This window comes from Streptomyces sp. NPDC046727, assembly GCF_040645635.1.
In the GTDB taxonomy this organism is placed as follows: domain Bacteria; phylum Actinomycetota; class Actinomycetes; order Streptomycetales; family Streptomycetaceae; genus Streptomyces.
Genome location: NZ_JBEYYR010000004.1, coordinates 231085 through 254095, shown reverse-complemented (window position 1 = coordinate 254095; position 23011 = coordinate 231085). Strand labels below are relative to the sequence as shown.

At 73.8% G+C, this 23011-nt stretch carries 19 protein-coding genes; 7 read left to right on the top strand and 12 right to left on the bottom strand.

All coding sequences use genetic code 11. The features are described 5' to 3' along the window. The first annotated feature begins 1 nt into the window (after window position 1). The 5 genes from ABZ937_RS07105 (at window position 2) to ABZ937_RS07085 (ending at window position 5631) form a co-directional block, all read left to right on the top strand. Entirely contained in the window at window positions 2–1951 is a 1950-nt protein-coding gene (locus ABZ937_RS07105) for a fumarate reductase/succinate dehydrogenase flavoprotein subunit (protein WP_361686727.1), read from the top strand. Then, window positions 1948–2697: a succinate dehydrogenase/fumarate reductase iron-sulfur subunit gene (locus tag ABZ937_RS07100; RefSeq protein WP_361686724.1), complete on the top strand. Its 750-nt coding sequence runs from the start codon at window positions 1948–1950 to the stop codon at window positions 2695–2697. Before ABZ937_RS07105 ends, ABZ937_RS07100 begins: the two co-directional genes overlap by 4 nt. A 97-nt stretch (window positions 2698–2794) precedes the next feature. After that, window positions 2795–3823: a hypothetical protein gene (locus tag ABZ937_RS07095; RefSeq protein WP_361686721.1), complete on the top strand. Its 1029-nt coding sequence runs from the start codon at window positions 2795–2797 to the stop codon at window positions 3821–3823. Window positions 3824–3964: 141 nt separating this feature from the next. Beyond that, window positions 3965–4735, top strand: coding sequence for a GNAT family N-acyltransferase (locus ABZ937_RS07090; protein ID WP_361686718.1), 771 nt, complete (start codon window positions 3965–3967; stop codon window positions 4733–4735). Beyond that, the gene (locus ABZ937_RS07085; RefSeq protein ID WP_361686715.1) at window positions 4735–5631 is read left to right on the top strand and encodes a lysophospholipid acyltransferase family protein; all 897 of its coding nucleotides are present in this window, start codon (window positions 4735–4737) and stop codon (window positions 5629–5631) included. The genes ABZ937_RS07090 and ABZ937_RS07085 overlap by 1 nt, the downstream gene beginning before the upstream one ends. Here the strand turns inward: ABZ937_RS07085 and ABZ937_RS07080 are convergent. The 7 genes from ABZ937_RS07080 to ABZ937_RS07050 all read right to left on the bottom strand — a co-directional run bounded on the left by ABZ937_RS07080 (window position 5545) and on the right by ABZ937_RS07050 (window position 16114). Continuing rightward, window positions 5545–8892, bottom strand: a complete 3348-nt coding sequence (locus ABZ937_RS07080) for an SAV_2336 N-terminal domain-related protein (RefSeq protein WP_361686712.1) — start codon at window positions 8890–8892, stop codon at window positions 5545–5547. The genes ABZ937_RS07085 and ABZ937_RS07080 overlap by 87 nt on opposite strands. Next, entirely contained in the window at window positions 8889–9839 is a 951-nt protein-coding gene (locus ABZ937_RS07075; RefSeq protein ID WP_361686710.1) for a MoxR family ATPase, read from the bottom strand. Before ABZ937_RS07075 ends, ABZ937_RS07080 begins: the two co-directional genes overlap by 4 nt. Continuing rightward, window positions 9836–11986, bottom strand: a complete 2151-nt coding sequence (locus ABZ937_RS07070) for a trypsin-like peptidase domain-containing protein (protein ID WP_361686707.1) — start codon at window positions 11984–11986, stop codon at window positions 9836–9838. Before ABZ937_RS07070 ends, ABZ937_RS07075 begins: the two co-directional genes overlap by 4 nt. Before the next feature lie 3 nt (window positions 11987–11989). Further along, on the bottom strand, window positions 11990–12385 hold the full coding sequence (locus ABZ937_RS07065; RefSeq protein ID WP_361686704.1) for a CU044_2847 family protein: 396 nt from the start codon (window positions 12383–12385) through the stop codon (window positions 11990–11992). A 95-nt stretch (window positions 12386–12480) separates the two neighbouring features. Then, a complete protein-coding gene (locus tag ABZ937_RS07060) occupies window positions 12481–14811 on the bottom strand; it encodes an excinuclease ABC subunit UvrA (RefSeq protein WP_361686701.1) in 2331 nt (776 codons plus the stop codon). A 29-nt stretch (window positions 14812–14840) separates the two neighbouring features. After that, the gene (locus tag ABZ937_RS07055; protein WP_361686698.1) at window positions 14841–15038 is read right to left on the bottom strand and encodes an antitoxin; all 198 of its coding nucleotides are present in this window, start codon (window positions 15036–15038) and stop codon (window positions 14841–14843) included. 74 nt (window positions 15039–15112) lie between these two features. Continuing rightward, entirely contained in the window at window positions 15113–16114 is a 1002-nt protein-coding gene (locus tag ABZ937_RS07050; protein WP_361686695.1) for an LLM class flavin-dependent oxidoreductase, read from the bottom strand. Between the two features lie 228 nt (window positions 16115–16342). Between ABZ937_RS07050 and ABZ937_RS07045 the strand changes: the two genes are divergently transcribed. Beyond that, window positions 16343–16834, top strand: a complete 492-nt coding sequence (locus ABZ937_RS07045) for a hypothetical protein (RefSeq protein ID WP_361686692.1) — start codon at window positions 16343–16345, stop codon at window positions 16832–16834. Between the two features lie 12 nt (window positions 16835–16846). Here ABZ937_RS07045 and ABZ937_RS07040 read toward each other — a convergent pair whose 3' ends face one another. Continuing rightward, window positions 16847–17062 carry a dodecin gene (locus tag ABZ937_RS07040; protein ID WP_361686689.1) on the bottom strand — a complete coding sequence of 72 codons (216 nt, stop codon included), beginning with the start codon at window positions 17060–17062 and terminating at the stop codon, window positions 16847–16849. Between the two features lie 210 nt (window positions 17063–17272). On the opposite strand from ABZ937_RS07040, the gene ABZ937_RS07035 reads away from it, so the two are divergent. After that, on the top strand, window positions 17273–18529 hold the full coding sequence (locus ABZ937_RS07035; protein WP_361686686.1) for an extracellular solute-binding protein: 1257 nt from the start codon (window positions 17273–17275) through the stop codon (window positions 18527–18529). 15 nt (window positions 18530–18544) lie between these two features. Here the strand turns inward: ABZ937_RS07035 and egtD are convergent, their stop codons facing one another. From egtD to egtA, 4 genes are read right to left on the bottom strand one after another with little or no spacing between them, the layout of a single operon-like run. Further along, window positions 18545–19507, bottom strand: a complete 963-nt coding sequence (gene egtD, locus ABZ937_RS07030) for an L-histidine N(alpha)-methyltransferase (RefSeq protein WP_361686683.1) — start codon at window positions 19505–19507, stop codon at window positions 18545–18547. Further along, a complete protein-coding gene (gene egtC / locus ABZ937_RS07025) occupies window positions 19504–20283 on the bottom strand; it encodes an ergothioneine biosynthesis protein EgtC (RefSeq protein WP_361686680.1) in 780 nt (259 codons plus the stop codon). Before egtC ends, egtD begins: the two co-directional genes overlap by 4 nt. Further along, window positions 20283–21617, bottom strand: a complete 1335-nt coding sequence (gene egtB, locus ABZ937_RS07020; protein WP_361686677.1) for an ergothioneine biosynthesis protein EgtB — start codon at window positions 21615–21617, stop codon at window positions 20283–20285. Before egtB ends, egtC begins: the two co-directional genes overlap by 1 nt. After that, on the bottom strand, window positions 21614–22957 hold the full coding sequence (egtA, locus tag ABZ937_RS07015; protein WP_361686674.1) for an ergothioneine biosynthesis glutamate--cysteine ligase EgtA: 1344 nt from the start codon (window positions 22955–22957) through the stop codon (window positions 21614–21616). Before egtA ends, egtB begins: the two co-directional genes overlap by 4 nt. Window positions 22958–23011: the final 54 nt, after the last annotated feature.

Genomic DNA, 23011 nt, shown 5'->3' with positions numbered 1-23011 from the left:
CATGACCGACTACGTGAACTACACGACCGGCGCACCGGCCGTCGACACCAAGGCTCCCTCCGGCCCCGTCCACGAGCGCTGGGACACCCGCCGCTTCGAGGCGAAGCTGGTCAACCCCGCCAACCGCCGCAAGCACACGATCATCGTCGTCGGCACCGGCCTGGCCGGCGGCTCCGCGGGCGCCACGCTGGCCGAACAGGGCTACCACGTCGTCCAGTTCTGCTACCAGGACTCCCCGCGCCGCGCCCACTCGATCGCCGCGCAGGGCGGCATCAACGCGGCGAAGAACTACCGCAACGACGGCGACTCCGTCCACCGGCTGTTCTACGACACCGTCAAGGGCGGCGACTTCCGGGCCCGCGAGTCCAATGTGCACCGGCTCGCGCAGATCTCCGTGGAGATCATCGACCAGTGCGTGGCCCAGGGCGTGCCCTTCGCCCGCGAGTACGGCGGCCTGCTCGACACCCGCTCCTTCGGCGGCGTCCAGGTCTCCCGCACCTTCTACGCCCGCGGCCAGACGGGCCAGCAGCTGCTGCTGGGCGCCTACCAGGCCCTCAGCAGGCAGATCGCCGCGGGCAACGTGGAGATGCATCCGCGCACCGAGATGCTCGACCTGATCGTCGTCGACGGACGGGCCCGCGGCATCGTCGCGCGGGACCTGATCACCGGGAAGATCGACACGTACTTCGCGGACGCCGTCGTCCTCGCCTCCGGCGGCTACGGCAACGTCTTCTACCTGTCGACCAACGCCATGAACTCCAACGCGACCGCGATCTGGCGGGCGCACCGGCGCGGCGCCCACTTCGCCAACCCCTGCTTCACCCAGATCCACCCGACCTGCATCCCGCGCACCGGCGACCACCAGTCCAAGCTGACGCTGATGAGCGAGTCGCTGCGCAACGACGGCCGGATCTGGGTGCCCAAGGCGCAGGGCGACACCCGCCCGCCGAACGAGATCCCCGAGGACGAGCGCGACTACTACCTGGAGCGCATCTACCCCTCCTTCGGCAACCTGGTCCCGCGAGACATCGCCTCCCGCGCCGCGAAGAACGTCTGCGACGAGGGCAGGGGAGTGGGCCCCGGCGGCCAGGGCGTCTACCTGGACTTCGCCGACGCCATCAAGCGCATGGGACGGGGAGCCGTCGAGGCCAAGTACGGCAACCTCTTCGACATGTACCAGCGGATCACCGACGAGGATCCGTACGAGGTGCCGATGCGGATCTACCCGGCCGTGCACTACACGATGGGCGGCCTGTGGGTCGACTACGACCTGCAGACCACCGTCCCCGGACTGTTCGCGATCGGCGAGGCCAACTTCTCCGACCACGGCGCCAACCGGCTCGGCGCGTCCGCGCTGATGCAGGGCCTCGCCGACGGCTACTTCGTGCTGCCCGCCACCATCAACGACTACCTGGCCCGCAACCCGCACCAGGAGCCGGTCACCGCCGGACACCCCGTCGTCCAGGAGGTGCTTGCCGAGACCGAGGACCGGATCAACCTGCTGCTCGCGGTGGACGGCGACCGCACCCCGGACTCCTTCCACCGGGAACTCGGCGAACTCATGTGGGAGTTCTGCGGCATGGCCCGCACCGACACGGGCCTGCGCAAGGCCCTGGAGCGCATCCCGCAGATCCGCGAGGAGTTCTGGCGGCGGATCAAGGTGCCCGGCACCGGCGAGGAGTTCAACCAGTCGCTGGAGAAGGCCAACCGGATCGTCGACTACCTGGAACTCGCCGAGCTGATGTGCCTCGACGCGCTGCACCGCGCCGAGTCCTGCGGCGGCCACTTCCGCGAGGAGTCCCAGACCCCGGACGGAGAGGCGGCGCGCAAGGACGACGTGTTCTCCTACGCCGCCGCCTGGGAGTTCACCGGCACCGGCGAGGCGCCCGTCCTGCACAAGGAAGACCTGGTCTTCGAGTACGTCCACCCCACCCAGCGGAGCTACGCATGAAGCTCACCCTGCGCGTCTGGCGGCAGCAGAACACCGACGCCGAAGGAGCGATGTCCACCTACGACGTGGACGACATCTCGCCCGACATGTCCTTCCTGGAGATGCTGGACGTCCTCAACGAACAGCTCATCCTCGCCGGACAGGAGCCGGTCGCCTTCGACCACGACTGCCGCGAGGGCATCTGCGGCGCCTGCTCGCTGGTCATCAACGGCGACGCGCACGGACCGGAGCGCACCACCACCTGCCAGCTGCACATGCGGTCCTTCCAGGACGGCGACACGATCGACATCGAGCCGTGGCGGGCGTCCGCGTTCCCCGTGATCAAGGACCTGGTGGTGGACCGGTCGGCGTTCGACCGGATCATCCAGGCCGGCGGCTACATCACCGCGCCGACCGGGTCCGCGCCGGAGGCCCACGCCACGCCGGTGCCGAAGGCCGACGCCGACTTCGCGTTCGAACACGCGGAGTGCATCGGATGCGGGGCGTGTGTGGCCGCGTGCCCCAACGGGGCGGCCATGCTGTTCACCTCGGCGAAGGTCAACCACCTCAACGTCCTGCCGCAGGGCGCGCCCGAGCGGGAGACGCGGGTGCTGGACATGGTGGCGCAGATGGACGAGGAGGGCTTCGGCGGGTGCACGCTCACCGGTGAGTGCGCGACCGCCTGCCCGAAGGGGATTCCGCTCGTGTCGATCACGAGCATGAACAAGGAGTGGCTGCGGGCGACCCGGAAGGCGGGGAAGCGGTAGCGGAGAACGTTCGCCGGACCGAGGCGGGCGGGCGGGGCCGGGGTAGGTGCTCATCCCCGGCCCCGTCTGGATCTCGGGGCCCTTGTAGGCTCCGCGCATGATCTTCGGAAACAAGGGGAGCGAGCGGTTCCTCGATGCCGTAGCCGGTTTCGAGGCCGCTGTCCGCGAGCGGGACACCGACCGGTCACAGCAGTACTTCCAGGACCTGCACCGCTTCTTCGGCAAGGCCGGCGACCAGGAGTTCCGGCAGGCCGGACCGCGGCTGGCCGCGATCCTGGACGAGGTGCCACCCGGTCCCCGCGCCACCGTCGCCGTGATCGTCGGCGCCTGCGTCGAGCGCGGCGCCGACGCCTCGGCCTGCGGGCCCCGCATCCTCGCCGGGCTCGCCGAGACGCTCGACGGCGCCCGGGAATGCTGCGAGCGCTGGGCGGCGACCGGCGGCGGCGACCTCCCCGACCCGCAGGCCGAGGAACCGCACCCGGACCTCTTCGAGAGGGTCGGGCCGGACGCGGCCGTGGCCTGGCTCACCCTGCACCAGTGGGAGATGGCCTCCGTCGCCATGCTCAACCACGCCGCCGTCCGCACCGACCTGGACGCCGGCACGCGCGCCCGCCTGTTCCGGACGCTGCGCTCGGTGGAGGAGGCATCCGGGCACGACTTCAAGTGCCTGGCCTACGCCCTGCTCGTCCTCGACGACGAGCCGCTGGTCGTCCTGCACCGCCCCACCGGCACCGGCTACGCGCTGCGCATGACCGGTATCGGCGACAACTTCCAGCTGCACACCCTGCTCGCCGACGTCCTCGTCGGCGGCGGCCACGTGCCCGGCCGCGCCCCGTCCGCCGAGGAGGCGGCCGTCTGCCGGGACCAGCCCGGCCAGGTGCACACCACCGGCTCCTTCAACCTGGTCACCCCGACGGGCGAGTGGGTGTGGAACGAGGGCACCCCCTCCGACATCCCGGTCGTGGACGGCGTACGGCTGCTCGTCCTGGACCCACCGCCGTACGAGCGCAGCTGGCCCTCCGGCCGGTTCTTCCCGCACATGACCGGCGACCTCGTCCTGGAGCGCGTGCTCGGCCCGGAGGAGGCCGGGCGGCTGCTCGCCGGATGCGTGACCAAGGACGGCTGACCCCGCCGTTCAGCATCCCCACATCCGCTCTCCTGGCACAGGTCACGCACCGGCCAACCGGCGTCGGAAGAACTGGAGCGGCGGGCCGTACGCACCGGGCCCGCCGCCCTCGCCGAACCGGCCCATGACCAGGAGAGAGCCATGACCGGCGTTTCCACCCTCGACCGTCCCCCGCAGCCCGCGGCACCCACCCGCTACACCGTCACCCTCGCCCGCGACGAGGCCGACGTGCGCGCCGCACAGCGGCTGCGGCACGAGGTCTTCGCCGGCGAGCTGGGTGCCCTGCTGACCACCGCCGAGCCGGGGTACGACGTCGACGCCTTCGACGCCCACTGCGACCACCTCCTCGTGCGGGACACGGTCACCGGGCAGGTCGTCGGCACCTACCGGCTGCTGCCGCCCGAGCGGGCCGCGGTCGCCGGCCGGCTCTACTCCGAGGGCGAGTTCGACCTGGGCGCGCTCGACGCGATCCGGCCCGGACTGGTCGAGGTCGGCCGCTCCTGCGTGCACCCCGACCACCGCGACGGCGCCGTCATCGGCCTGATCTGGGCCGGGATAGCGCGCTACATGACCGACCGGGGCCACGAGTGGCTGGCGGGCTGCTGCTCCGTGCCGCTCGCCGACGGCGGCGCCCTCGCCACCGGCACCTGGGAGCGGGTCCGCGCCAAGCACCTGGCACCCGAGGAGTTCCGGGTCCGGCCGCTGCTGCCGTGGCTCCCGAACGCCGAGGCCCCGACCGTCCGCCAGGAGCTTCCCGCCCTGCTCCGCGGCTATCTGCGGCTCGGCGCCTGGGTGTGCGGCGAGCCCGCGCACGACCCCGACTTCGGGGTCGCCGACCTGTACGTCCTGCTGTCGATGAGCCGGGTCAACCCGCGCTATCTGCGGCACTTCCTCTCCCTCGTCCCGGCCTGATGAGCGTCTGGCTGCCCACGGCGCCCTGCACCCCGGGCGCCTGCGTGGAGCCGGCCCGGGCCGCCGCGGCCGTACCCCGCGCCGTGCTGCGGCTGGCCGCGGTCGCGGCCTTGGTGCTGGCCGGGATCGTGCTGTCCCCGCTCGGCGGGAGGATCCCCGCCGAGTGGGTCAGGCGGTGGTGCCGGACGATCGTGCGGGCCATCGGGGTCCAGGTCCGCATCACCGGCGCCGCCGCACCGGCCGGCGGTCTGCTGCTGGTCGCCAACCACGTCTCGTGGCTGGACATCCCGCTGCTCGCTGCCGTACGCCCGGCCAGGATGCTCGCCAAGACCGAGGTCCGGCAGTGGCCCGTGGCGGGCGCGCTGGCCGCACGCGGCGGCTGCCTGTTCATCGAACGGGACCGGCTGCGCGCCCTGCCCGGCACGGTCGCCCGGATCGCCGGCGCGCTGCGCGACGGCGCGGCCGTGACCGCCTTCCCCGAGGGCAGCACCTGGTGCGGGCGCGCCCAGGGCCGCTTCCGCCGGGCCGTCTTCCAGGCCGCGCTCGACGCGGGCGTGCCCGTCCAGCCGGTCCGACTGCGCTACCGGCAGCGGGACGGCGGGCCCGGCACCGCGGCGGCCTTCGTCGGCGAGGACAGCCTGCTGGCCTCCCTGTGGCGGGTGGCCCGGGCCCGGGGCCTGGTCGCCGAGGTGGAGGTCCGGCCGGTGATCCCGCCTGGCGTCCACGCCCACCGCCGCGCCCTTGCCCACGCCGCCCAGCCGGCCGTCCCCGCGCCCGCCTGGACCCACGCCGCCCTGGTGGCCGGCGCGCTAAGCGGGCCGCAGGACCAGTTCGGCCAGCCGCAGATAGGCGTGCACGGTGGCCGGACGCAGATCCTTCAGCTCCCAGCGAGCTGACTGCAGCACGGTGTCGAACGGCACCTGCACCACCTGATCGCGCTGGATGCCCAGCGTCCAGTGCAGATCGTCGGGGAGACCGCGGCGGTGCGAGCCGTCGGTCCGGGTGGTCACCACGACCGCCCGGTCCGCCAGGCCGTGCCGCCCGCCCTCCCGGATCCGGTCGAGCGTGCGCCCCGCGGCGTCGAGGAACCAGTCGGCGGTGCCGCAGCACACGATCAACTGGTCCGTGTGGTCGAGGACCACGTCCGTCGTCCGGTCCAGCCGCACCGGCGCCCAGTCGGTCAGCACGAAGGAGTAGTACGGCGCCGTGTGCGCCAGCACCCGGAGATACTCCTGCGCGTGCGCGGAGTTGGGCCCGAAGTGCCCCGAGCGGTGCGCGATCACCTCCAGGCCCGAAGGCAGCCGGGTGGTGAGGGCACGGACCTCCTCGTACGACGGGCCGAGCGGCAGCGCGGCCAGATCCCGCGGGACCGCCTGGTTGCGGTCCGGCGGCAGGAAGGAGCCGAGGGCGCCCGCGGTCGAGGCCCCGTCGAGGGCGAGGACGGGTTCGGCCCGTACGGCGGCCAGCAGGGAGCCCAGGGCGACCGTCGTGGTGGCCCGGCCGCTGTAGTGGAAGGCGCTGACCAGCGTCACCCGCCTGCTGTGCGGCAGCCTGACGCGCAGCCCGTCCAGCCGGCGCCGGAACTCGGCGCGGGCCGGGCGGAAGCGCGGGCGCGGCAGCCGGTCGGCCGACGGGACCGGCTCGGGCGGGGCCGGCGGGGTCAGCGGCACCGGCTCCGCCGACCGGCCCGCCGTCGGCGGAGCCGGCGACCGGGGCTCGTCGTCGTGCCGCAGCCGGGCCAGGGCGATGTACCTGGCGAGGGCGTCGGCGACCTCGCTGGCGGTGGGCCGGCGGGCCGGGTCGTCGTCCAGGCAGCGCAGCACCAGGCGCCGCAGCTGCTCCCAGCCGTCCCCCTGCCACAGGTGCATGCCCTCCGGCAGGTTCGGCACCTCCACGCCCGCCTTGCTGCTGATGAGCTGGAGCATCGAGCCCAGCGCCCGCATGCTGTCCGCGACGGTCGGAGCGGGCCCGGCACCCAGGTACTGGCCGTCCACGGCGTAGTCCGACAGGTCGCCGAGCACGATGGTGCGGCGCAGCACGTACACGTTGTCCATGCCGAAGTCGGCGGGCACCAGACCGGCGGCGTGGCACAGGGCGAGCGCGTTCGCCAGGTGCCAGGACAGCAGAAGGCCGCGCACCAGGTCGAACGGCGCGGTGCCGTGGTCCAGGGAACGGGCGAACACCTCCGAAAGGCGGGGTGGCTGCCCGTCCGGGGTGTCCCGGTCGCGGACCGGCGCCATCGCCAGCCACGGCGGGGTCGCGTCCAGCGCGGTGGCGAACAGCGCCGGCGCGTACTGGGACTGCAGCCGGGCCAGCACCTCCGCCTCCACGGCGATCAGCTGGGCGTTGGCCGCGGGCAGATCGGGCCGGGGCGTGCGCAGCACCGCCTCGGTACCCTGCCCGTCCACCCCCCGGTACAGCACCGTACGGCGGCCCCGGCGCCGGTCGCGCAGCGTGTACGCGCCGAGCCGCACCGGGTCGGCGTCGGTCAGCGGCTCCCAGTCGTCGGTGGGCTCGGCGGTGCGGTCCGGCTCCGAGCGGGGCAGGCCGGGCACCCGGTCGAACGACACCCCGAACCGGGCCAGCAGCCGGCGTTCGACGCTGGTGAACGGCTGGTGCGAGCCGAGCAGCTGGGCGGAACCGTCCGGATGGGCCAGCCAGGCCGGGAAGTCGGGCGAGTTGCCCGCGAGTTCCTCCAGATGGCGGCCGATCCGCCTGCTGGTGCGCAGCAGCTCGGCCTGCGGCACCGAGTCCAGCAGCACCGCCTTGGACTCCTCGGCGAAGTCGAACACCCGGTGCTTGGCGGGCAGCGGGCCCGGCACCGGCGCCGGATGCGGCCGGACCAGGCCGCCCAGGAACACCTCCGCCAGATGCGAGGTCGTCGCCGGCCACGGCACCGCCGACTGCACCAGCCGCATCACCGGCACCGACAGCGGGGAGACCGCCGCCAGATGAGCCGCCAGCCGGTACGCCTCCGGGGTCGCCGCGTCCCGGAAGTGCTGGGCGCTGGTCAGGTCCCGGGCGGCGGCCACGCTGGCGTACGGGTCGGGCCGGGCCAGCAGCGGCAGCTCCACGGTGGTGCCGGGGGACGCCAGCAGCCGCGCCCAGTCCCGCAGCGACTCCGCTGTCGGCTCCAGGACGGGCACCGGCACCCCCTCGAAGGGGGACACCTCCGGCGGCAGCACCGGATCCCGCACCTCCCAGGCCGCGTTCGCGCCACCGATCCGCCGGGTCGTGGCCTGCCAGCGCTCCGCGGCGATACCGGACGCCTCCCACATGTCCGGCGGCAGCGTCTGCAGCACCGCGACCGGCCCGCGGCACGCCCACTCCGCCAGCAGCCGGTGCAGGGTGCCCGACCGCCAGGCGGCGCCCATGCCGTCGCTGACCACGAGGACGAGGGTGCGGCCCGAGGGGTCGTTGACCGTGCTGAGCGGCAGCATGCCGCTCTCCGGCCGGAACGGCCGGGCGCGCAGGGCGGGTTCGCGGGCACTGCGGGTGTCCAGGCCGAGGACGCGGGTGGTGGCGAACGCGCCCAGCCGCTCCAGCAGCGTGCGCAGCTCGGCGCCGAGCCGGTGCCACAGCAGCATCGACAGACCGTCGTCGACGAGCAGCGCCAGATTCAGCCAGCGCTCCCGCACCGGCCGCTCCACCACGTCGGGCAGGCTGGTCTCGGCGAGCTGGTCGGCGGTGCGCTCCTCGTCGATCTCCGTGCGGTACCGGCTGTCCAGACGGCGGCGCAACGGCCTGAGCGCCCGGCCCAGTTCGAGTTCGTCGGCGAGGGCCTTGTCCTCGGGCACCCGCACCGGCAGCGCCCGCCGCGGCTCGGGCGCGGCCGGGGCGAGCCGTACCTCCGGCACCGGCGTCTGCCGGGCCGCCGCGTACAGGGAGGGGGCGGTCAGGTCGGGCAGGTCCGGGTCGTCGGGTTCCGGCGCCGGCTGCTGCGGGGCGCTCCGGCCGGGCTCGGGGGCGGCCTCCGGCGTGGCGCCGGGCGGCGGGGGCGTCGGCTCGCGCAGCAGCGGCGCGCCGGCGTCCGCGGGCAGCCGGCGGGCGAGCCACAGCACGTCGAGGACCTGGTCCGCGTCCAGCTCGTGCCCGCAGGCCGACAGCACCCGCAGCACCTCGGCCAGCCGCTCGCCCCCGCCCGCCGCCACGGTCACATCGCCCCGGTGAGCTGGTGCAGCACGGCGTCCAGCAGGCCGTCCGCGTTCAGGTCGACGCCTCCGGTGCGCAGGAACACGGCGTTCAGCAGCTGGTCGGTGGCCAGCTCGCCCAGGGCGCGGCGGCGCAGGAAGGCGTCGATCAGATCGTCCGCCTCCCGCAGCGCCTCCTCGCCCAGGTGCGCGGCGACGATGGTGCGCAGCCGCTCCTCGTCCGGCACCGGCAGCTCAAGGCGGAGACAGCGGCGCAGGAACGCGGGCGGGAAGTCCCGCTCCCCGTTGCTGGTGATGATCACCACGGGGAACTCGGCGCACTGCACGAGCCCCTGGTGCACCCGGACGGTGCCCCGGTGGTCGGAGGTCTGCACCTCCACGTCGGCCGTGCCCTCCGGCAGCCGGACCAGCTCCTTGATCTCGAAGTAGCCCTCCTCGAACACGGTGAGCAGGTCGTTGGGCAGGTCCACGTCGCCCTTGTCCATCTCGTCGACGAGCAGACAGCGCGGCGCGGCCGACGCCACCAGCGCCGTACCGAGCGGCCCGAGCCGGATGAACTGGCCGATGGACGGCTCGCCCTCGCCGCGGTCCCGGCTGAGCGTCGTCTCCCGCAGCCGGCCGATGGCGTCGTACACGTACAGCGCGTCCGGCACGGTGGAGCGGCTGGTGACCGACCAGCGCAGCAGGTCGCCCAGGCACAGCTCGTGCGCCACCGCCCGGGCGAGGGACGACTTGCCGGTGCCGGCGGGCCCGGTCACCAGCAGCGGACGGCGCAGGTGCAGCGCCGCGTTGACGATGTCGGCGTGCCGCGGGTCGATCACGTACGGCAGCTCGGTGCGTCTCGCGCGGGCCGGGGTGAAGCGCCGCCAGGGCGGCGCGGCCGGGAGACCGACGGCCCGGGGCACGCCGTCGCCTCGGAACAGGCGCCAGTCGGCGTCGGCGGCGGATGTCATGGGCCCTCCTGGGGTTCGGACAGATGCAGACGAGGGACGGTACGGTCGGCGTCGGCCCAGGCCAGGACCGGCCGGCCGGGGAACTCGGGTGGATTGGCCTGGGCATTGGCCCGGTAGCTGTGGACACCGTCGGGCAGCTCCCGGGTGGCGACCTGCGCCATGTGCCGGACGCTGTGCGAGGAGCCTTCCTCGCGCCGGTCCCACATCACCACAGGTATGCCCAGCGCCAGGCAGGTCTGCACGATGCGGTCCCGGGGAGGACCGGGGGGTACGTCCACGGAGACGCGCACGGTGTCGACTTGGTTGACGAGCCGCGAGTAGAGCGCGTCCCGGTCCGTGGGTTCGGACACCACCAGGGCCTTGCCGGAGTCCAGCCGGCTCCACCGGGTGCGCCACCGGGCCACGAACCGCCCGTTCCGGCGCAGCAGTTCGGGGCAGTGCACGACCAGCGGGAACTCCACCCCGAGCACGCCCGGCACCAGCTCGGCCGGGTCGCGGGCCGCCCACTCGTCCACGGGCAGGTTGAGGCCGCCGCGGTCCACCAGCACCTCCACCAGGGGCGGGCGCTCGTCCTCGGCCGGGGGAGTGAGCGAGTCCAGGACACGCAGCACCTCGCGCGCCGCCTCCGACGCCGAGTACGACTTGACGCTCTCGGTGGAGACCTGCCGGGGCCCGGTCCCCTCGTCGCACCAGATCCGCAGCCGGTGCCGGCCGCGTCCGGCCTTGGCCACCTGCACCAGGACGCGGATCCGCGTGGCACGCCCGCGGGCCGACCGCGCCCACTCCTGCGCGTCGTAACGGCGTTCGCCCAGCGCCGACCGCTCGATGCCGAGGCGCCGGGCCACCCCGTCCGCCCAGATCCGCAGCCGCGCCCGCTGGGTGTCGGGGCACAGCGCGCCGACGTACTCCATCACCCGCAGCAGGGCCGGCACCCGGCGCTCGTCGCCGCTCGCGTGGCCGTCACCCGGCAGGCCCTCCAGATGGTCGAGCAGCGCGTCCACGGTGTCGCCGCCCGGCCGGGCCGCGAGGTGCGGTAACGCCGCCCGGACCGCCTCAGGGAACCGGCCCAGCACGGCCGCGGGGATGGTGCGCAGCAGCCCGCGCAGATCCGTGTACTCGGCCGCGGACAGCAGCCGGGGCGTGCGCGACAGGGCGCCCGCGGCCAGGACCCGGTCGGCCGCCCGCGGGTTGTCCCGGCGCAGGATCCCGGTCAGCGCCGCCAGGGCGCGCGGATGCGTCAGCACGAACGCGGCGAACTCCTCGGGCGAGGGCGGGACGACGTCGCTGCCCGGCTCGACACCGCACAGCCGGGCCAGCCGGCGGGCGCAGTCGCCCCGCCCGCTGCCCGAGGGCAGCGCGTCCTCGATCGCCTCCACCAGCAGCTCGAAGGCCGGGTCGTCGGGCTCCACCGGCGCGGGCCGGACGCCGTCCAGCACACCGAGCGGGCGCAGCTCGGCCTCGACAGCCTGCCAGGGGACGGCCCAGCTGCGCCGGATGACGCTCTGGAAACCGAGCGCGAGCGAGGCTCCCGCGCCGCCGTCCGGCAGGAAGTGCCCGACGACCAGCCCGACCACGGCCTGCTCCGCCCGGCACCACAGCGGGCTGCCGCTGTAGCCGGGGCCGACCGCCATGCCGGTGGGCTCACCGTCCAGGTAGGCCAGGGGGCCGTGCAGCGCGGCGACGGTGAGCCGGGCGATGGTGGAGGCTCGCCCGCCGCCGTGCCAGGCGTCCACCTTGTGGCCGGCCGTCATGGCGGCCGGAGGGGGGCCGGGCGGCAGACCTCCGGCCGGGCCGTCCACGCGCAGCACGGCGAGGTCGCCGAGCCACTCGGCGCTGCCCGCGCCCACCGCTCCGCCGTCCGGGGCGCGGGGCGGGATCCAGTGGGCCACCCGGGCCGGGTACCGCCGGCTGTCGTACCGGCTCTCCGCGTCGGGCACCTCGACGGGCACTTCGACGACGCCCGGTGGCCGCGCGTCGAGCATGTCCCGGCCCAGCGCGGCGTTGACGACGTGCGCGCAGGTCAGCACCGTGTCGGGGCCGAGCACGAAGCCCGCCCCCGCGGCCTTGCCGTCGTCGGTGCGCCGGACGCACACGACGTACCGGGAGGGATCGTCGGAGCCGTCCCACCGATTCCGGAACCACCCCACGGGTCAGCCCGCGGTGGGTGTCGTACCGGTGTCCGGGGCGGGCTTCCAGCTGGCGGTGACGGTGAGATGCGCCTGCCCGGCCGCGCCGACGATCCCGAACTTGAGATCCTGGCCGACCTGCACCCCGAAGGTCACGGTCAGTTCGGTGGGCGGCTCGGGCACCGCCCTGGCTGCGGCGTGGACCTCGTGCAGCAGCGGGCCGATCGGCCGCAGGGCGCCGCGGAGCGCCTCGGCCGCGAAGTTCGCCACGGCCCGGCCGCCCGCGCCGACCGGTACGGCGCGGCCCATGCCCTCCGGCAGGTCGTCGTCCGGCGGGGCCGGGGCCGCTCCGGGGCCGGGCGTGAGCAGGAACCGGACCGGAGTGCCGTCCGAGAGTGCGAAGTCGGGTGAAGTGGACACGACCGCATTATGGGCGGCAGGCACCCGCGGGCCGCCGTACTTGCCCAACTCGGTTACCACATCGATGCCTTGTGCACCGGTGGGCCGCCCGTCGCTCAGGGTATGACCCGCGCCAGATACGGCGCCGTGGCGCTGCCCTCCGCCCGGGCCACCCGCTCCGGCGGGCCGGCCGCCACGATCCGGCCGCCAAGGTCGCCGCCGCCCGGACCCAGGTCGATCACCCAGTCGGCGCCCGCGACCACCGTCATGTCGTGCTCGACCACGACGACCGTGTGCCCGGCGTCCACCAGCCGGTGCAGCCGGTCCATCAGGACCTCCACATCGGCCGGGTGCAGTCCGGTCGTCGGCTCGTCCAGCAGGTACACGGTGTGCCCCCGGCGCCCGCGCTGGAGTTCGCTCGCCAGCTTGATCCGCTGCGCCTCGCCGCCGGACAGCTCGGTCGCCGGCTGGCCGAGCCGCAGATAGCCGAGGCCCACGTCGAGCAGGGTGCCCAGGCTGCGGGCGGCGGCGGGGATGTCCGCGAAGAACTCCGCGGCGGCCTCCACGGTCAGATCGAGCACGTCGGCGATGGTCCGCCCCCGGTACGTCACTTCGAGCGTCCCGGGGTTGTAGCGGGCGCCCCCGCAGTCCGGGCAGGGCGCGTACGTGCTCGGCAGGAACAGCAGCTCCACGCTGACGAAGCCCTCGCCCTGACAGGTCTCGCAGCGCCCTCCCGCCACGTTGAAGGAGAACCGCCCGACGCCGTACCCGCGCGCCCGCGCCTCCTCGGTGCCGGCGAACACCTTCCGTACGACGTCGAACAGGCCCGTGTAGGTGGCGAGGTTGGACCGCGGAGTGCGCCCGATCGGCTTCTGGTCCACCCGGACCAGCCGCTCGACCCCCGCCACGTCCTCCGTCAACTCGCCGATCAGCGTGGACTTTCCGGAGCCGGAGACGCCGGTGACGGCACTGAACGCGCCGATCGGGAACCCGGCCGTCACCCCGTGCAGGTTGTGCCGGGTCACCGGGCCCACCGTCAGCCAGCCGCGCGGCTCCCGCACGGCACGCGCCGGCCCGGGCGACTCGTCGAAGAGGTACACGGCCGTCGCCGACTCCTCCACCGAGGCCAGCTCGGCGACCGGCCCGCTGTACAGCACCCGCCCGCCGTGCTCGCCCGCGCCCGGACCCACGTCCACCAGCCAGTCCGCGCCCCGCACCACCTCCAGGTGGTGCTCCACGACGAACACCGAGTTGCCCGCGGCCTTCAGCCGGTCCAGGACGGTCAGCAGCGCCTCGGTGTCCGCCGGGTGCAGTCCGGCGGACGGCTCGTCCAGCACGTACACCACGCCGAACAGCCCGGAGCGCAACTGGGTGGCGAGCCGCAGCCGTTGCAGCTCGCCCGCCGAGAGGGTGGGGGTCGCCCGGTCCAGGCTGAGATAGCCCAGCCCCAGCTCGACCACGGGCGCGATCCGGGACTTCAGGTCCTCCGTGAGTACCTTGGCCGTCTCGTCGCCGCCGTCGAGCAGCCCCGCGAGGTCGGTCAGCGGCAGCGCGGCCAGCTCGGCGACGGTCCGGCCGCCGAAGGTCACCGCGAGCGCCTCGGGACGCAGCCGGCTGCCCCCGCAGACCGGGCAGGGCGCACTGGTCAGGAACCGTTCCGCCTTCGCCCGCAGGGTGGCCGACCTGGTGTCGGAGAACGTCTTCAGCACGTACCGGCGGGCGCTCATGTACGTGCCCTGGTACGGCCGTTGGATGCGGTCCGCGTCCCGGACCGGGTGGACGGTGACGACCGGCTGCTCGTCGGTGAACAGGATCCACTCGCGCTGCTCGGCGGGCAGTTCACGCCAGGGCCGGTCCACGTCGTGGCCGAGCGTGTCCAGGATGTCCCGTAGGTTCTTGCCCTGCCAGGCGCCCGGCCAGGCGGCGATCGCGCCCTCGCGCACGGACAGCGAGGGGTCCGGGACCAGCAGTTCCTCGGTGGTCTCGTGCACCTGCCCGAGGCCGTGGCACGCGGGGCAGGCACCGGCGGCCGTGTTCGGCGAGAACGCGTCGGAGTCGAGCCGCTCGGCGCCGGGCGGGTAGGTGCCGGCGCGCGAGAACAGCATGCGCAGCGAGTTGGAGAGAGTGGTGACCGTGCCCACCGAGGAGCGCGAGGTGGGCGCCGCGCGGCGCTGCTGCAGCGAGACCGCGGGCGGCAGCCCGGTGATCTCACCGACCTTGGGCGCCCCGACCTGGTGGATCAGCCTGCGCGCGTACGGCGCGACCGACTCGAAGTACCGCCGCTGGGCCTCGGCGTAGACCGTGCCGAACGCCAGGGACGACTTGCCCGAGCCGGAGACACCCGTGAACACGGCCAGGACGTCCCGGGGGATGTCCACGTCGACACCCTTGAGATTGTGCTCACGGGCACCGCGGACGCGGACGTACGGATCATGGGGGCTGTGCATCAGGGGGAAACTCTAGCCACCCCCGTGCGTCATGACCGCGGAGGGTTGCCCCGGTCCTGCGGCCGGGTGCCGAACTCGTCCCTCAGCTTGTCCTGCGCGGTGTCGACCTGCGACTGGTACTTGTTCCCGGTGCGCTGGTCGAGGTAGTCGCCGCCCTTGTCGATGCCCTTGTCGGCCGTGCTCTCGTGGCCCTTGAGCATGCTCTTGATCTTGTCCATGAAGGACATGGCAGCCCTCCTAGTCGCTTGAGGCTTGCTCTCCCAGGGTCGCCGGGCGGGCCCCGCTCCGCACCTCGAACGGGTCACCGGCCCGGCGCGAAGAGCGCGGCGAGCCGCCGGTAGGAGTCCCGCAGGGCCGTACGGTCGTAGGTGCTGGTGGTGACGAGAACCTCCTCGGCGCCCGTCTCCTTCAGCACCGTCTCCAGCTCGTGCGCGACCTGCTCCCCAGTGCCGGCGATGTGCCCGGCGAGACCGGACTCGAAGAAGTCCCGTTCCCGCGCGGTCATCGTGCGGGCCTCGACCGACTCGGCGGGGGCGAGCGGCGGGAAGGTGCCGTGGGTGCGGGAGTACGCCATCGACCAGGCCTCGGGGACCAGCAGCCGGTGCGCCTCGGCCTCGGTGCCGGCGACCGCGATCGTCCCGGAGATCACCACGTACGGCTCGGCCGCCCAGGGTGACGGGCGGAACAGGGAGCGGTACTGGTCGATGAGCATCTTCTCGCGGCCGCGCAGGTCACCGATGACCATCGGCAGGCCCCCGAGGGCCGCGATCCGCGCGCCCTCGCCCATGGCCAGCACGAACGGCGGCACGGTCAGTCCCTCCGCCGGGCGGGCGTGCACACCGCTCGGCGAGCTGCCGGTGAACCAGCCCAGGAGTTCCCCGAGCTGCGCCGCGAAGTCCTCGGCGTCATCCTTGTCCCGGCCGAGCGCCCGGCGCACCCCGTCGGTGAAGCCCACGGAGCGGCCCAGCCCCATGTCGATACGCCCCGGGAACAGCGCCTCCAGCACCCCGAACTGCTCGGCGACGACGAGGGTTCGGTGGTTGGGCAGCATGACCCCGCCGGTGCCGACGCGGATGGTGCGGGTGGCCGCGGCGACCGCGGCGGCGAGCACGGCCGGCGCGGAGCCGGCCACCCCGGGCACGCCGTGGTGCTCGGACACCCAGAACCGGTGGTAGCCGAGCGCCTCCGCCTCCCGGGCCAGCGCGACGGTGTCCCGCAGGGCCTCCGCGGGCGGGTGGCCCTCGCGGGTACGGGAACGGTCGAGGACGGAGAACCGGGCCCGGCTGATCACTGTGCTGCTCACACACACTTCAACACCCTCAGGGGCCAGGGATTCCCACGGCCACGCCCGGTCGTGGCACGGGTGCGGGTCGCGCGCCGGCGCGCTCTCGCCGGGGCGAGCGGGCAAGACCAGCCGCTGCGGTACGAGGTGTCGGGCGCCGTCGACCGTCACCTCGGTGCTGGGGAAAGCAGCGAGGACGCTATATGAAAATGGATCCCATGTGTGATTCTGAGCGCTAGGGTGGCCGGCGTGACCGACAGCAGTAAGCCACCGCTCGCCGTGTTCGACCTCGACAACACGCTGGCCGACACCGCGCACCGCCAGCACTTCCTGGAGGCCCGGCCGCGGAAATGGGGCGCGTTCTTCGCCGCCGCGCCCCAGGACCCGCCGCTCGCCGAGGGGCTGGCCCTGGTCGCGGAGAGCGCCCGCGCGTGCGAGGTCGTCTACCTCACCGGCCGCCCCGAGCGGTACCGCCGGGACACGCTGGAGTGGCTCGCGGCCCAAGGGCTGCCCGAGGGGCGGGTGTACATGCGGAGTAATGCCGACCGCAGGCCCGCGCGGTTCACCAAGCTGGAGGTCCTGCGCCGGCTCGCCCGGGACCGGGAGGTCCGGATGCTCGTGGACGACGACGAGTTGGTGTGCGACGACGCCGAGCGCGCCGGGTTCACCGTCGTACGGGCCCGCTGGGCAACGAAGTCGGCCGCGCTGGAGGAGGCGCAGGAACGGGAGGGGCGCACCTGACGCCGGTATCGCTCAGGCGCCGTCCTCGATGCGGAAACCGACCTTCAGGCCCACCTGGTAGTGCTCGATCCGCCCGTTCTCGATCTGGCCGCGGATCTGCGTCACCTCGAACCAGTCCAGGTTGCGCAGCGTCTGGTCGGCGCGGGCGATGCCGTTGCGGATGGCCTGGTCGACGCCTTCGTGCGAGGTGCCGACGATCTCGGTGACCCGGTAGGTGTGGTTCGTCATGCGGGTGCTCCTCTCGTGTCACGCCGTACTCCACCGTGCCGCATCCCCGCTCCGTCCGCACGGCGTCCGCGGTGTACCGGCGGTAGCGCTTGACCTCCGCATTGGTCCATACCAAAATCCAGCACACCCGTACGAGCCCGCGCGCTCGTCCCCCACGTCGGGCCCCCCACCCCTGTCCCAGCACTCCTGCCAGACAGAACAGGACCCCTCGTGAGACGTCGTGCGCTCGCCCTCATCTGTGTCACCGGCTCCCTCGTCAGCGGCTGCGGGATGCTCCCCGGCGACAAGGAGCCGAAGACCGTCACCGTGTGGCTGATGAAGGACAGTGCTTCGAAGGAGTTCCTGGAGCGGTTCACCGAGGACTTCGAGCGCAGCCACGAGGACCTGCGCCTGGACATCCGCATCCAGGAGTGGACCGGCATCGTCGAGAAGGTCCGCACCGCGCTCAAGGCCGGCTCCGGCGACGGCCCGGACGTCATCGAGGTCGGCAACACCCAGGTGCCGCTGTACGCCGACGGCGGCCGGCTCGTGGACCTCACCCTGGAGTCGATGCGGGACTGGGGCAAGGAGAAGTGGCTGCCCGGTCTCGCCCAGCCCGGCAAGGACGGCAACAAGCAGTACGGCATCCCCTGGTACGCGGCCAACCGCGTCGTCATCTACCGCAAGGACCTGTTCGAGCAGGCCGGCATCACCAGCCCGCCCAAGACCCGCGACGCCTGGCTCGCCGACACCGAGAAGCTCAACTCCGGTGGCAACCAGGGCATCTACCTCGCCGGGCAGGACTGGTACACCCTCTCCGGCTTCATCTGGGACGAGGGCGGCGATCTCGCCGAGGAGAAGGACTACGAGTGGCAGGGCACCCTGGACAGCCCGGCCGCGCTGCGCGGCATGGACTTCTACCGGCGGCTCCAGGCGCTGGGCGAGGGGCCCGCGGACGCCGACGAGGAGCACCCGCCCCAGGCCGGGGTGTTCGCCGGCGGCAAGGTCGCGCAGATCATCGCCGTACCCGGACTCGCCCGCTCCATCGTCCGGGAGAACCCGCGACTGGAGGACGAGCTCGGCTTCTTCCCCGTGCCCGGCAGAACGGCCGGGCGGCCCGGCACCGTCTTCACCGGCGGCTCGGACCTGGTCATCCCGCAGAACACCGACGACCAGTTCGCCGCGACGGCGGTCGTCGCGGCGCTCACCGGCGCCAAGTGGGACACCGAACTCGCCCGCACCATGAACTACGTGCCGAACAAGACCACGCTGGCCGGCGCGGTCGCGAGCGAGGAGGGGGTCGCCGCCATGGCCGCGGGCGCGGCACACGGCCGGGCGACCCCCCACACCCCTCAGTGGGCCGACGTCGAGGCCGACAACCCGATCAAGCGGTACATGACCCGGGTGCTGGGCGGCGCGGACCCCGCGGTCGAGGCCCGCCGCGCCTCACGGAAGATCACCGAGGCGCTCGCCCCCGACGTCGGCTGAACCGTCGGACCCGGCTCATCGCGCCACGCTCAGCGACAGCGCGAAGCGGCCCTGCCCGTCCGTCCACCAGTGGGTCAGCTCAAGCCCTGCCACGGCCAGTTCGGCGGTCACGCCCTCCTTCCGGAACTTGGCCGACACCTCGGTGCGCAGCTCCTCACCGGCGGCGAAGTCCACGGCGAGGTCCAGCGCGGGCACCTTCACGGTCTGTGCGGTACGGGAGCGCAGCCGCATCTCGATCCACTCCCGCTCGGCGTCCCACAGGGCCACATGGTCGAACGTGTCCGGGTCGAAGTCGGCGCCCAGCTCGCGGTCGACGACAGCCAGCACGTTCTTGTTGAACGCGGCCGTCACCCCGGCCGCGTCGTCGTACGCCCGGACCAGCACCCGCTCGTCCTTGACCAGGTCCGTGCCGAGCAGGAGCCCGTCGCCCGGGGCGAGCAGCGAGCGCACGGAGGCCAGGAACTCCGCCCGTTCGGCGGGCAGCAGATTGCCGATCGTGCCGCCGAGGAACGCCACCAGCCGGGGGCCGGGCGTCTCGGGCAGGGCCAGCGGAGCGGTGAAGTCGGCGATCAGCGCGTGGACTTCGAGGCCGGGGCGTTCCGCGATCAGGGCCTCGCCGGCCTGGGTGAGGGCGCTCTCGCTGACGTCCACCGGGACATAGGCGGCGAGCGAGGTGAGCGCCTCGATCAGATAGCGGGTCTTCTCCGAGGAGCCCGAGCCCAGTTCGACCAGGGTGCGGGCGCCGCTGGCGGCGGCGATCTCACCGGACCGGGCGGCGAGGATCTCCCGCTCGGCGCGCGTGGGGTAGTACTCGGGCAGTTCGGTGATCTGCTCGAACAGCTCGCTGCCGCGGGCGTCGTAGAACCACTTGGGCGGCAGCCGCTTGGGCGTGACGGTGAGGCCGGTCAGGACGTCGGCGCGCAGCGCGGCGTCCGTCGCGTCCTCGGGGAGGGTACGGGTGACGTGCAGGGGGCTCAACGGCAGGGCTCCTTCGGGGGTACGGCCGCCGGATCCTCCAGCGGGGCGAGCAGCACGCCGGCGCGGCTCGCGGTGAGCACGGTGCGGTCGGGGACCTCCTGCCAGAGCGGGTCGTCGTCGTACGGCTCGGAGGCGACGACCGTTCCGTGGCCGGGCTCCGCGCGGTACCAGAGCGAGTCACCCCAGGCGGTGGCGGCGATCGTGTCCCCGTCGGTCAGCAGCAGGTTGAGGCGGGAGGCGGGGGCCGCCCCGGCGAACCGGCGGACGGTTTCGCCCAGGGCCTGGTCCGGTTCGTCGCCGGACCGCAGGCGGTGCAGGACCAGTGCCCAGATGAACGCCGAGTCGTTACGGGCCTGGAGCGACAGCAGCTCGACCGGGGGCAGCGCGGACACCAGGGGGGCCGCCGCGTCCGGCCAGCCCGCGACCGCGCCGTTGTGGCTGAACAGCCACCGCCCGGCCGCGAACGGCGCCGCCGCGGCCTCGGCGTCCGCGCCCGCGAAGGTCGCGTCCCGGACGGCCGCGAGTACGGCACCCGAGCGCACCACCCGGGACAGGTCGGCGAAGGACAGGTCGGCCCAGATCGGCCCGGCCCGCCGGTAGCGGGCCGGGACGGGATCCCCGGGCGCGTACCAGCCCACCCCGAAGCCGTCGGCGTTGACCGTCCCGTACCGCTGCCGGCGCGGCGCCCACGACTGGCGGAACAGACTGTGCGGGGGTTCCATGAGCACGCGGCCGAGCGGCACCTCGGGCCCCAGGTAGGCGAGATGACGACACATCAGACCGCCTCCGGGCGGGCGGTGCGGAACCCGGAGAAGATCTGCCGGCGGACCGGGTAGTCCCAGTTGCGGAACGTGCCCCGGCAGGCCACCGGGTCCACGGCGAACGAACCGCCGCGCAGCACCTTGTGCTCGGGCCCGAAGAACACCTCCGAGTACTCCTTGTACGGGAACGCCCGGAAGCCCGGGTACGGCAGGAAGTCGCTCGCCGTCCACTCCCACACGTCACCGATCAACTGGCGTACGCCGAGCGGCGACTCACCGGCCGGGTAGCTGCCGGCGGGGGCGGGCCCGAGGTGCCGCTGGCCCAGGTTGGCGTGCTCGGGCGCCGGGTCGGCGTCACCCCACGGGTAGCGCCGCGAGCGGCCGGTGGCCGGGTCGAAGCGGGCCGCCTTCTCCCACTCCGTCTCGGTGGGCAGCCGCCGCCCGGCCCAGCGGGCGTAGGCGTCCGCCTCGTACCAGCACACGTGCAGCACCGGCTCGTCCGGCGCGACCGGCTCCGTGATCCCGAACCGGCGCCTGAGCCACTGGCCGCCGTCCCGCCGCCAGAACAGCGGGGCGGTGATGCCGTGCTGCCGGATGTGCGCCCAGCCCTCCGGCGTCCACCAGCGTTCGGTGTCGTAGCCCCCGTCCTCGATGAACGCCTGGTACGCCGCGTTCGTCACCGGGGTCGTGTCGATCCAGAACGGCGCCACCTCCCGCGGGTGCGCCGGGCGTTCGTTGTCCAGCGCCCAGGGCTCGTCGGAGGTGCCCATCGTGAACGGGCCGCCGGGGACCAGGACTTCGGCCGGGCCGGTGAACGGCGGGGCCGGCTCCGGGTCCGGTGCCGTCAGGACCCTGGGCCCCTTGCGCAGCTGATGGGTGATCAGCATGGTCTCGTCGTGCTGCTGTTCGTGCTGGGCGATCATTCCGAAGGCGAAGCCGGCCTCGGTCAGCCGGGTGCCGTGGAAGTCCGCCGTCTCCAGCAGGTCCAGCGCCCGGCCGCGCACCTCGGCCGCGTACCGGCGGGCCTCGGCGGGCGGCAGCAGCGGCAGCGAGGGGCGCTCGGCCCGCGGGTGCTCGAAGGCGTCGTACAGGCTGTCTATCTCGGGCCGCATCGCCTCCCGGCCGCCGACCGCCCGCAGCAGCCACAGCTCCTCCTGGTTGCCGATGTGGGCGAGGTCCCAGACCAGCGGGGACATCAGCGGGGAGTGCTGTGCGGTGAGGTCGGGCTCGTCGACGCAGGAGGTCAGCAGCGTGGTGCGGTCACGGGCGGTGGTGAGGGAGGCCAGCGCGCGCTTCCGCAGCGCCTCGGTGTCCGTCGCGGTCTCGATGTCGGTCTCGGGGGCGGTCATGTGCGGATGTCCTTCCTCCCGTGGGCGGTGGGGGTGCCCCCGGCCGGGCCGGGCTGGGGCGGATCCATGGCGGGCAGCGCGTCCAGCAGATCGTCGGCCGGGCAGCGGCCCCGGGCGACATAGCGGTCCCGGTACGCCGCCACGGCGTCGATGACCCGGGCGGTGGCGCCGCGCCGGGGCAGCGCCCGCAGGGCCGCCGCGAAGCAGCTGTCGGCCGCCTCGCGCAGCTCCGGGTCGGCGAGCCCGTGCCGGGCCGCGTCCACCCACAGCGGGTTGTGCGGGGCGGGCAGGTTCAGGGACCGCTCGGCGAGCGGCTTCACGGTCCGGTAGGCGGTCTCGGCGGCCTCCGGGTCGTCGAACAGCGCCGCCGTCACCGCGAGCGGCACGAGCCATCCGTTCTCGCCGGGCTGCGCGTCGATCATGCGCAGTTCCAGATGGCCGCGCGGCCGGATCGGCGGGAACAGCGTGGTCAGGTGGTAGTCGAGGTCCGCCCGGGTGGGCGGCCGGGGTGAACCGGAGCGGGTCCACTCCCGGAAGGTGAGCCCCTCGGGCACCTCCCAGGGGCCGCTGTCCCGGCGGACGCACATCACCGGCGCGTCCAGCACGTGCCGGGCCCAGGCGGCCCGCGGTGCGTCGTCCAGCGGGGGAGCGCCGGCCCGGCCGGCACCGATCTCCATCCACATCAGCTGGCGGGTGGACTGCCAGCCCGTGGGCCGCCGGCCCAGCAGCGGCGAGTTGGCGAACGCGGCCACCAGGACCGCGCCCAGCTGGTGCGCCAGCCACCAGCGCCGGACGTGCCCCAGCGGGCCGGGCTCCTCGTGGCCGGCGTCCACACAGACCTGGACGGAGGCCGAGGCGCACATCATGTGGCGGCCGGCCGGACCGTTGCGGTCCAGGCAGGTCTCCATGGCGTCGTAGCGCGGCTCGTGCAGGAATCTGCGGGGCGCGTGCCAGGGGTCGTGGCCGATGCCGGCGAGTCCGAGACCGTCCTCGGCCAGCACGTCCCGGACGGTGTCCAGGTCGGCGGAGACGGTGTCGACGCACTCCATCAGGGAGGCGGCGGGCGGTGAACTCAGCTCCAGCTGGCCGCCGGGCTCGACGGTGAGCGCCGAGGCCAGGGGTACGGCCCGCAACGTGGCGTAGGCCGCTTCGAGTCGTTCGGGTGTGACCGGGAGCTGCGGCATCTCCAGCGAGTGGACGAGCCACTCCAGCTCGACACCGAGCGTGCGGGGCGGTCCGGTCTTGAAGCAGATGCCCCGGACCAGGGCCTCCACCTCGGCTTCGGTGACGGCTGTGCGGTGCTCCGTACAGTCGCCACCGTCGCTCTGCGTATCGGACATTTCGGGATCCTCCTGAAGTTCCACCGTGCCACCGCCCCGGTGTGAGGGCCGGAG

Coding starts and splice junctions, on each gene's coding strand:
- ABZ937_RS07105 (WP_361686727.1), top strand. CDS start 2: ATGACCGACTACGTGAACTACACGACCGGCGCACCGGCCGTCGACACC.
- ABZ937_RS07100 (WP_361686724.1), top strand. CDS start 1,948: ATGAAGCTCACCCTGCGCGTCTGGCGGCAGCAGAACACCGACGCCGAA.
- ABZ937_RS07095 (WP_361686721.1), top strand. CDS start 2,795: ATGATCTTCGGAAACAAGGGGAGCGAGCGGTTCCTCGATGCCGTAGCC.
- ABZ937_RS07090 (WP_361686718.1), top strand. CDS start 3,965: ATGACCGGCGTTTCCACCCTCGACCGTCCCCCGCAGCCCGCGGCACCC.
- ABZ937_RS07085 (WP_361686715.1), top strand. CDS start 4,735: ATGAGCGTCTGGCTGCCCACGGCGCCCTGCACCCCGGGCGCCTGCGTG.
- ABZ937_RS07075 (WP_361686710.1), bottom strand. CDS start 9,839: ATGACATCCGCCGCCGACGCCGACTGGCGCCTGTTCCGAGGCGACGGC.
- ABZ937_RS07060 (WP_361686701.1), bottom strand. CDS start 14,811: ATGCACAGCCCCCATGATCCGTACGTCCGCGTCCGCGGTGCCCGTGAG.
- ABZ937_RS07055 (WP_361686698.1), bottom strand. CDS start 15,038: ATGTCCTTCATGGACAAGATCAAGAGCATGCTCAAGGGCCACGAGAGC.
- ABZ937_RS07040 (WP_361686689.1), bottom strand. CDS start 17,062: ATGACGAACCACACCTACCGGGTCACCGAGATCGTCGGCACCTCGCAC.
- egtC (WP_361686680.1), bottom strand. CDS start 20,283: ATGTGTCGTCATCTCGCCTACCTGGGGCCCGAGGTGCCGCTCGGCCGC.
- egtB (WP_361686677.1), bottom strand. CDS start 21,617: ATGACCGCCCCCGAGACCGACATCGAGACCGCGACGGACACCGAGGCG.
- egtA (WP_361686674.1), bottom strand. CDS start 22,957: ATGTCCGATACGCAGAGCGACGGTGGCGACTGTACGGAGCACCGCACA.